Source organism: Bacillus sp. FSL K6-0255 (assembly GCF_045040725.1).
Lineage (GTDB): Bacteria > Bacillota > Bacilli > Bacillales > Bacillaceae > Bacillus > Bacillus subtilis.
In genome coordinates this window covers 1928319-1939151 of the sequence record NZ_CP150278.1, presented here as the reverse complement: position 1 = coordinate 1939151, position 10833 = coordinate 1928319, and the positions used below count along the sequence as shown (strand labels likewise).

Annotated in this window: 1 protein-coding gene; it reads left to right on the top strand. The window is 46.9% G+C overall.

The annotated features are described in order from the left end of the window. The first annotated feature begins 13 nt into the window (after positions 1–13). Complete coding sequence (gene ppsD, locus MHB62_RS09755) at positions 14–10828, top strand: plipastatin non-ribosomal peptide synthetase PpsD (protein ID WP_404978349.1); 10815 nt, start codon at positions 14–16, stop codon at positions 10826–10828. Positions 10829–10833 lie beyond the last annotated feature (5 nt).

The following is a 10833-nucleotide window of genomic DNA, read 5'->3' as shown; positions in this document are numbered from 1 at the left end:
AGGAGACATGAACATGACAAAAGCGAATTCAATTCAGGATATTTATCCGCTGTCTTACATGCAGGAAGGAATGCTTTTCCATTCCCTCCTGCAAAAAGATTCACAGGCGTATGTTGAGCAAGCTTCTTTTACAATAGAAGGAAAAGTCAACCCGCAGTTTTTTCAAAACAGCATCAACGCTCTTGTAGAAAGACATGATATTTTCAGAACGATTTTTATCAGCCAAAATGTTTCCTCCCCCCAGCAGGTTGTTCTGAGAGAACGAAATGTCATCGTACTGGAAGAAAACATTACTCATTTAAACGAGGCGGAGCAATCACAGTTTATCGAGCAATGGAAAGAAAAGGACCGGGACCGGGGGTTTCATTTGCAAAAGGATGTGCTCATGCGCATCGCTCTGATTCAAACAGGAGAGAGCCAGTACACTTGTATTTGGACCTTTCATCACATCATGATGGACGGTTGGTGCCTCAGCATTGTGCTAAAGGAGTTTCTGCATATTTACGCATCTTATGTAAATGCATCCCCTATAACATTGGAGCCGGTCCAGCCATACGGAAAGTATATCAAATGGCTGATGGAGCAAGACAAAGAGCAGGCGGTTTCTTATTGGGACCATTATCTTTCCGGCCACGAACAGCAAACCGTGCTCCCGAAGCAGAAAAAAACAAAGGGAAAAAGCAGGCAGGAACACGTTACATTTTCATTCTCTAAGGAAGAAAGCAGCAGGCTTTCAGAGCTTGCTGCAAGAGAAGAAGTGACACTCAGTACGATTTTTCATACCATTTGGGGCATTCTGCTACAAAAATATAATAATAACGATGACGCCGTATTCGGTTCTGTCATTTCAGGAAGACCCGCAGAAATCGAAGGCATTGAACATATGGTAGGTCTTTTCATTAATACGATGCCGGTTCGGGTGCAGGGGGCAAAAACGCCATTTCTTCAACTTATAAAAGATATGCAAAAAGACCGTCTTGCCGCTGAAGCGTACAGCTACCACCCTTTATATGAGATTCAATCCCGCTCAGCTGTTAAACAAGGGCTGATTGATCATATTCTCGTATTTGAAAACTATCCGGTGCAGCAAGAGATTCAAATGCTGAACAAACAGGAACATGCTTCTGATCTTTTTCAGATTCATAATTTCACTGTCGCAGATGAAACCAACTACAGCTTTTATCTTATGGTGGCGCCAGGGGAAGAAATTCATATCAAAATGAACTATGATGCGGAGCAGCACGATCGGTCTTTTGTGCTCTCTGTCAAAGAGCATCTTCTGAATGCTGTATCACAAATCTTAAATAATCCGAATCTTCCACCTGAAGAAATCGATATCACGACAGATACTGAAAAGCGGCAGCTGATTGGAGAAATCACAGATCAAACACCAGTTTACGAAACCATCCATGCCATGTTTGAAAAGCAAGCGGAAAAGACACCAGATGCTTATGCTGTAATTGATCAAGCCTGCTCATTAACATACAGAGAACTGAATAAAGCGGCTAACAGATTGGCACGGCATTTACGAATGAAAGGCGTTGTGAGACAGGAACCCGTTGCGATTATGATGGAACGCTCAGCGGCGTTTATCACAGGTGTTCTTGGTATCTTAAAGGCAGGCGGCGCCATTGTTCCGGTTGATCCGCATTACCCGGCTGACAGAATCCGTTATATTCTGCATGATTGCGGCTGTTCGCATGTTGTTTCACAAGCGCATCTTTCCTCATCGTTAGAAGACAATTACATTATCACTCATCCAGAAGATATCGAAAGCAAAGTAGACGGCAGTAACATAAAGTCAGTCAACAATGCTGACGATCTGCTGTATATGATTTATACATCAGGCACAACAGGTAAACCAAAGGGTGTTCAATTTGAGCATCGAAACATGGCTAACTTGCTGAAATTCGAATATACTCACTCCGGCATTGACTTTGAAGCAGATGTTCTGCAATTTGCGACGCCTTCCTTCGACGTCTGCTATCAAGAAATTTTTTCTGCGCTTCTGAAAGGCGGCACACTGCACATCGTGCCAGAAGCCATAAAAAGAGATGTGCCTCAGCTGTTTGCATTTATAAACAAGCATCAGACGAATATTGTGTTTCTCCCAACTGCTTTTATCAAAATGATTTTCAGCGAGCGAGAACTTGCGAACTCGTTTCCTGATGGCGTCAAACACCTGATCGCAGCCGGGGAACAATTAATGATTTCAGACCTTTTCCAAGATGTGTTGCGTAAACGCGGCATACACCTGCACAATCATTACGGACCTTCAGAAACTCATGTGGTATCTACGTATACCATTCATCCTGGAGACCCTATTCCTGAGCTTCCGCCAATCGGTAAACCGATAGGCTGTACTGATCTATATATTTTGAATCATCAAAAACAGCTTCAGCCATGCGGCGTACCAGGCGAACTCTATATTTCCGGCGCAAGTGTTGCCAGAGGATATGTCAATCACGATAAACTGACAAGCGACAAATTTTCATCCGATCCATTCAAGCCTGATGTGATCATGTACCGGACAGGTGATTTGGCCAGACGGCTTGAAGACGGCAACATCGAATATATCGGACGGGCAGACAATCAAGTGAAAATCAGAGGTTATCGAATTGAGCCGCAAGAAATCGAAGTCACGCTAATGAATCATCCGGACATTAGTGAGGCTGCCATTCTCATCTGGCAAGATCAAAACGGTGAACATGAATTATGCGCTTACTATTGCAGTGTACAAAAGCTGAACGCAATAGATTTACGCAGTTATATGGCTAGTGAGCTCCCAGAATACATGATTCCGGCGAAATGGATATGGGTTGACAGCATACCTCTTACCCCAAACGGAAAAGTAGATCGCGCAGCACTTCCGGAGCCAGATGCTTCAATCAGCGGAAACCCATATACCGCCCCTCGAAATCTGTTAGAGGCAAAGCTTTCACAACTATTTGAAGATGTACTGAATAATGGCCATATAGGCATCCAAGACAACTTTTTTGACCATGGCGGCCACTCGTTAAAAGCAACAGTGCTTATGTCACGGATCGCTAAGGAGTTTCATGTGCAAGTTCCGCTAAAGGACATCTTTGCCCATCCGACTGTTGAAGGATTAGCTTCAATCATTCGAGAGGCAGAACAAAATCCGTATGCAGCAATTGAACCAGCAGAAGAAAGGGATACATATCCTGTATCTTCGGCCCAAAAACGAATGTATGTGCTTCAACAGCTTGATGAGGGTGTCGCCTATAACATGCCTGCGGTCTTAGAACTGGAAGGTGCACTGGATGTCGCCAAACTGTCTGCTGTATGTAAAGAACTGATCAATCGGCATGAGCCGCTTCGAACTTCCTTTGTATCCGGAGCTGATGACGAGCCGGTTCAGCGTATCCACACCGAAGTGCCGTTTACGTTAAGTAAAGAGACCACTATCGAGGGATTTGTCCGTCCCTTTGATCTCAGCCAGGCGCCATTATTTAGAGCAGGCCTTATAGAAGTGTCAAACGAGAAGCATGTATTGCTGGTGGATATGCACCATATCATTTCAGATGGCGTATCCGTTCAGCTCCTAATCCGAGAATTTACCGATCTTTATGCAAACCGGCAGCTTAAGCCATTGCGGATCCAATATAAAGATTACGCCGTATGGCAACAGAAATTTAAAAAGGGAGACTCGTACCAAAAGCAGGAGACTTACTGGCAGCAGCAGTTTAGCGGGGACCTTCCTATACTGGAGCTTCCAACAGATAAACGACGTCCGGCAGAACGGCAATTCATAGGCGGGAAAGTAACCTTTCAATTGGACAAAGAGATCACGGCCCGCATAAAGCGGCTCGCCCATAAAAACAGAAGCACGCTTTATATGACGCTTCTCGCTTTGTATTCAGCCTTTTTGTCTCGGTTAAGCGGTCAGGATGATATCGTGATTGGTTCACCTATCGCCGGACGGCCCCATGCCGACCTTGAAGCTGTTCTTGGGATGTTCGTCAATACATTGGCTCTCCGCACACGCCCGGCGGGTAATAAGACATTTGAGGAATTTCTGAAAGAAGTCAGACAGACGGCACTAGAAGCGTATGAGCATCAGGATTACCCGTTTGAAGAGCTTGTGGACAAACTCGGTGTGCAGCGGGAAATGAGCCGGAATCCTTTGTTTGACACAACGCTAGTCCTTCAGAATATGGAACAGCAAAAGCTAAAAATGAATGATGTACAGCTTCAGTGGAACGACTTGGAGCACCCAATATCAAAATTTGATATTTCCCTATACGTTACAGAGCATGATTCCGAGCTTTTCTGTCAGTTTGAATACAGTACAGCTTTGTTTGAGAAAGAAACCATCCAAAGGTGGGCCAGCCTTTTCACCACGCTTGTGGAACATACAGCTGCCAGTCCTGAAACAGAATTGGACAATATTCCAATCTTAACAAAAGAAGAAGAGCGAGATTTCATTGAATCATGCCATCTGTTTGAGGAGACGGGCTATTCAATGAATCAAACGCTCCACTATGCACTCGAACAGCAGGCAGAAAAAACGCCTGATCAGGCGGCCGTTATCTTCGAAGATGGAGTGATGACCTATAAAGAATTGAACGAACAGGCTAACCGTATCGCCTGGGAGCTGATCGGACGGGGGGTAAAACCCGAAACGACTGTTGCCATTATAGGAAAGCGTTCACCTGAAATGCTGCTTGGCATTTATGGCATTCTTAAAGCTGGCGGCGCTTATCTGCCCATCGACCCGGATTATCCGGAAGAACGAATCAGCTTTCTGCTGGAGGACAGCGGTACAAACATTCTCCTGCTTCAGTCTGCCGGCCTTCATGTTCCGGAATTTACAGGAGAGATTGTCTATCTCAATCAGACAAATAGCGGACTGGCACATCGTTTGTCCAATCCGAATGTGGATGTTCTCCCGCAATCTTTAGCCTATGTCATCTATACATCCGGCTCTACCGGGATGCCTAAGGGTGTTGAAATTGAACATCGATCAGCGGTGAATTTTTTGAATTCCCTACAGTCCCGCTATCAGCTAAAGCATTCAGATATGATTATGCACAAAACATCATATTCATTCGATGCTTCAATATGGGAGCTGTTTTGGTGGCCTTATGCCGGAGCTTCTGTTTATCTGCTTCCTCAGGGAGGCGAAAAAGAACCTGAAGTGATCGCGAAGGCCATAGAAGAACAAAAGATCACAGCTATGCATTTTGTGCCTTCAATGCTCCATGCATTTTTAGAACATATAAAATATCGCTCTGTACCGATTAAGACAAACAGACTCAAGCGAGTGTTTTCTGGGGGAGAACAGCTGGGGACCCATCTTGTCTCCCGATTTTACGAGTTGCTTCCAAATGTTTCAATAACCAATTCCTATGGGCCAACGGAAGCAACCGTAGAAGCTGCATTCTTTGATTGTCCGCCGCATGAAAAACTTGAACGGATCCCAATTGGAAAACCTGTTCATCATGTCAGATTATATCTCCTGAATCAGAATCAGCGGATGCTGCCTGTTGGATGTATCGGCGAACTGTACATAGCCGGAGCGGGTGTTGCCAGAGGTTATTTGAATCGGCCGGCATTAACGGAGGAGCGTTTTCTTGAAGACCCGTTTTACCCGGGTGAACGCATGTACAAAACCGGGGATGTGGCGCGCTGGCTCCCTGACGGGAATGTTGAATTCCTCGGGCGCACGGATGATCAGGTGAAAATCCGCGGCTACCGGATTGAGCCGGGAGAAATTGAAGCGGCACTAAGAAGTATAGAAGGTGTAAGAGAGGCGGCCGTTACCGTACGGACAGACAGCGGGGAGCCGGAATTATGCGCTTATGTAGAAGGGCTCCAAAGAAACGAAGTCCGAGCGCAGCTTGAGAGACTGTTGCCGGGCTACATGGTCCCAGCCTATATGATAGAGATGGAACAGTGGCCGGTTACGCCAAGCGGAAAGCTCGACCGAAACGCCCTGCCAGCTCCTGGCGGAGCGGCAGATGCGGAGACCTACACAGCGCCGAGAAACGTGACTGAGATGAAGCTTTCTCAGCTGTGGGAGGACGTGCTGAAAAATGGCCCTGTCGGGATTCACGACAACTTTTTTGACCGCGGGGGACATTCCTTAAAAGCAACGGCGCTTGTCTCACGGATCACCAAAGAATTCGATGTACAGGTGCCGCTAAAAGATGTGTTTGCCCATCCGACGGTAGAAGGACTGGCTACCGTTATCCGTGAAGGAACGGACAGTCCATATGAAGCGATTAAGCCCGCTGAAAAACAGGAAACCTATCCGGTTTCCTCTGCCCAAAAGCGGATTTATGTCCTTCAGCAGCTGGAGGACGGAGGGACAGGCTACAATATGCCGGCTGTGTTAGAGCTCGAAGGGAAGCTCAACCCTGAAAGGATGGAGAGAGCTTTCAAAGAGCTGATCAAGCGCCACGAGTCGCTTCGGACCTCCTTCGAACAGGACGCAGGAGGCGATCCGGTGCAGCGCATCCATGACGAGGTGCCGTTTACGTTACAGACTACAGTTCTCGGCGAACGAACCGAACAGGAGGCCGCAGCCGCATTTATCAAACCGTTTGATCTCAGCCAAGCGCCGCTGTTCCGTGCCCAAATCGTAAAGGTATCAGATGAGCGGCACCTATTGCTGGTTGATATGCATCACATCATTTCAGACGGTGTTTCCGTCAACATTCTGATTCAAGAATTCGGCGAGCTGTACAATAATCGGAAGCTTCCGGCGCTGCGCATTCAATATAAAGATTATGCCGTATGGCAAGAAGGATTCAAAACAGGAGACGCGTACAAAATGCAGGAGGCGTACTGGCTGAAGCAGCTCGAGGGCGAGCTGCCTGTGCTGGATCTCCCCGCTGATCATGCCCGCCCGCCGGTGCGAAGCTTCGCGGGTGACAAGGTCTCATTTACGCTGGAACCAGAGGTTGCATCAGGCCTTCACAAGCTGGCACGAGAAAACGGAAGCACACTGTACATGGTGCTCCTTGCGGCTTACACCGCGTTCTTGTCACGCTTAAGCGGACAGGAAGATATCATCGTCGGCTCGCCAATCGCCGGCCGGCCGCACAAGGATCTTGAGCCGATACTCGGCATGTTTGTGAACACGCTGGCGCTTCGGACGCGCCCGGAGGGCGGGAAGCCATTCGTACAGTATTTGCAGGAAGTGCGTGAGACAGCATTGGAAGCCTTTGAGCACCAGAATTACCCGTTCGAAGAGCTTGTCGATAAGCTTGAATTGACACGAGATATGAGCCGGAACCCAGTGTTTGATGCGATGTTAGTTGTTCAAAATAATGATTACGAGCCATTGCATCTTCATGATTTGCAAATGAAGCCGGCACAAGTTTCTCATCTCGTTTCTAAATTCGATTTGACACTACAGGCATCTGAGGGCGACGGAAACATTCATTTCCTTTTTGAATATTCAACCGCATTGTTCGAGAAAACCACCATTGAACGCTGGGCATCGCATTTAACAAATGTACTTAGCATCATCGGCAAAAACCCGAAGGTGACACTCAACCATATCGACATCCTGACCCAAGAAGAGCGGCACCAGCTGCTTAATGAGTTTAACACCGGGCAAGCGAATCAATACGGAGTTCAAACAATCAGTCAATTGTTTGAGCAGCAAGCTGCACGAACACCAAAAGCTTCTGCACTTGTCAGCGGAGACAAAACACTCACTTATCAGGAGCTTGACGAGTGGTCCAATGGAATCGCACGTGCATTGCGCAGCCGAGGTGTTAAGCCGGACACACCAGTAGGCATCATGATGCATCGTTCGTTCAGTATGATAGCATCCATACTTGGTGTGTGGAAAGCCGGAGGCTGTTACGTTCCCATTGATCCTGAATACCCGAAAGAACGGAAACGCTATATCCTCAGCGACAGCGGAACGAAACTGCTGATGACAATAAATGAAGCGGATCTGGGAGTACTTGCTGACTTTGAAGGAGAGATCTTGACGATAGAAAGCGTAGAGGAAGACGACAAATCGCCGCTGCCGCAAATGTCGTCTGCCCATCATTTGGCTTATATCATTTATACTTCAGGAACGACGGGCCGTCCAAAAGGGGTAATGGTCGAGCATAAAGGGATTGCTAACACTCTTCAGTGGCGGCGAAACGCTTATGCATTCAACGAGACAGATACCATTCTGCAGCTCTTTTCTTTCTCATTTGACGGCTTTATAACTAGTATGTTTACACCGCTTTTGTCAGGTGCAAAAGCCGTTTTGCTTCATGAAGAGGAAGCGAAGGATATTCTGGCCATTAAGCATCAGCTGTCTCGTCAACGGATTACACATATGATTATTGTGCCTGTTTTATATCGAGCGCTTTTGGACGTAGTGCAGCCGGAAGATGTAAAGACGCTTAGAGTCGTCACACTGGCGGGAGAAGCGGCTGACCGCGAATTGATCGCCCGCAGCTTAGCTATATGTCCGCATACCGAACTCGCCAACGAATATGGACCGACAGAAAACAGCGTGGCGACTACCGTCATGAGACATATGGAAAAGCAGGCATACGTAAGCATCGGCCAGCCGATTGACGGAACTCAAGTGCTGATTTTAAATAGCAATCATCAGCTTCAGCCAATCGGTGTTGCGGGAGAGCTTTGTATAGCAGGAACAGGGCTTGCAAGAGGGTACGTTAATCTTCCAGAACTGACAGAGAGAGCATTCACGCAGAATCCATTTAAACCCGAAGCACGAATGTACCGAACAGGAGACGCCGCCAGATGGATGGCCGACGGTACACTCGAATATCTCGGAAGAATCGATGATCAAGTCAAAATCAGAGGATACCGTGTAGAAACGAAAGAAATTGAATCGGTCATCCGGTGTATAAAGGGTGTAAAAGACGCCGCAGTAGTTGCTCATGTAACAGCGTCAGGACAAACCGAATTAAGCGCTTATGTGGTGACAAAACCAGGGTTGAGCACAAATGCTGTACGCTCAGAATTACAAAACAAGCTGCCGGTGTTTATGCACCCTGCGTTTATTGAAAAACTGGACTCACTTCCATTGTCACCAAACGGCAAGCTGGATCGCGGAGCACTTCCAAAACCTGTATACAACCACGAAGGTGAACGTCCATTCCTCCCGCCATCCAGCAAAATGGAACAAATACTGGCAGATATATGGAAAGAAGTACTGGGGGCAGAAAAGATCGGAACAGCTGATTCGTTCTTTGAACTTGGCGGAGATTCAATCAAAGCGTTACAGGTATCTGCGCGGCTTCACCGGATAGGCAAGCAAATGGCAGTGAAAGATTTGTTTAGCCATCCGACCATTCAAGAATTGGCAGCTTATATCCGTGATTCAGATACAAGTTCCAGCCAAGCTGCGGTTGAGGGAGACGTACAATGGTCGCCTGTTCAAAAATGGTTTCTTTCTCAAGATATAAAAGAAAAACACCATTTTAATCAGTCCGTAATGCTGCATCGAAGCACCTCTGTACAAGAAGACGCACTGCGAAAAACGTTAAAAGCAATAACGTGTCATCATGATGCGCTGCGAATGGTGTTTACACAGAATGAACAAGGAAAGTGGGATCAATATAATCGGCCGCTCAGTCATTCGGACGACGCGTTGTACGGCCTTCAGATGATTGATTTGTCAGCTCCGGACGGCACTGATGGAAATAGAGCGTATGAGCCTATTATCAAACGCCATGTACTTGATATTCAGCAGAAAATGGATTTGAAGAATGGTCCGCTGCTGCAAGCCGGTCTTTTCCACACAATTGACGGTGATTTCTTATTTTTATCGGCTCATCACCTCGTCGTTGACGGCATCTCATGGCGGGTTCTGCTTGAAGATTTGGCTTTAGGGTATCGCCAAGCTGCAGGCGGCGGGAAAGAGATTCAGCTGCCTCCTAAAACAAGCTCATTTAAAGCGTACACGAAAAAGCTCTCTGACTACGCTGAAAGCCAGCAGCTCATGAAACAGCTCAAGTATTGGCGCGAGGCCGAAGAGTATCAAACAGAGGCATTGCCTTTTGATCACATTGATGGAACTAGAGCACACGAGGGACAACGGTCCACGATTTCGTTTACCTTAAACGAGAAAGAGACAGCAGCACTCTTAAAAGATGCCAACAGCGCATATAACACTGATACGCAGGACATGCTGCTCGCTTCTGTCATTCTTGCGCTGCGCCATTGGACCAATCAATCCGCCTTCAAACTATCATTAGAGGGCCACGGGCGAGAGGATGTATTAAAAGGAATAGATGTGAGCCGGACGATTGGATGGTTTACCGCCATTTATCCGTTATTGATTAAACTGAACGCAGACTTGCCAGATTCGGAAGAAAGCATGGTTCATGTGCTAAAAACAACAAAAGATACACTGAGACGTGTACCTGACAAAGGATTCGGCTACGGTGTCATCAAATATTTGACTCCGCCTGGCAAAAAAGACATCAATTTCACAGGTGCACCAGAAATCAGCTTTAATTATCTTGGTCAATTTGAAAGCGGCCGCACAGCTGAAGTACCTGAGGAGGACGCCTTCTCATTCTCTCCGCTGGGTGCCGGAGGTGATATCAGCACAACATGGAACCGTGAACAGTCGCTGGATATCAGCGCAATCGCTGCAGAAGGAAAATTGACTGTCAATATGACTTATGACAATGCCCGCTTTCAGCGCAAAACCATCGAACAGCTTAGCGAAACATGCCGTCAATTTTTATTACAGCTGATCGAACACTGCCAGAACAAAAGCGAAACAGAAAAGACGATCAGTGATTTTGATGATCAAGAACTGACCGAGGACGCCCTGCAAGAGATCGCTGATATGCTCAGTTTTCACTAATGAAT

Bases quoted from the DNA above. Each gene is read 5' to 3' on its own strand.
- ppsD (WP_404978349.1), top strand. From the start codon at position 14: ATGACAAAAGCGAATTCAATTCAGGATATTTATCCGCTGTCTTACATG.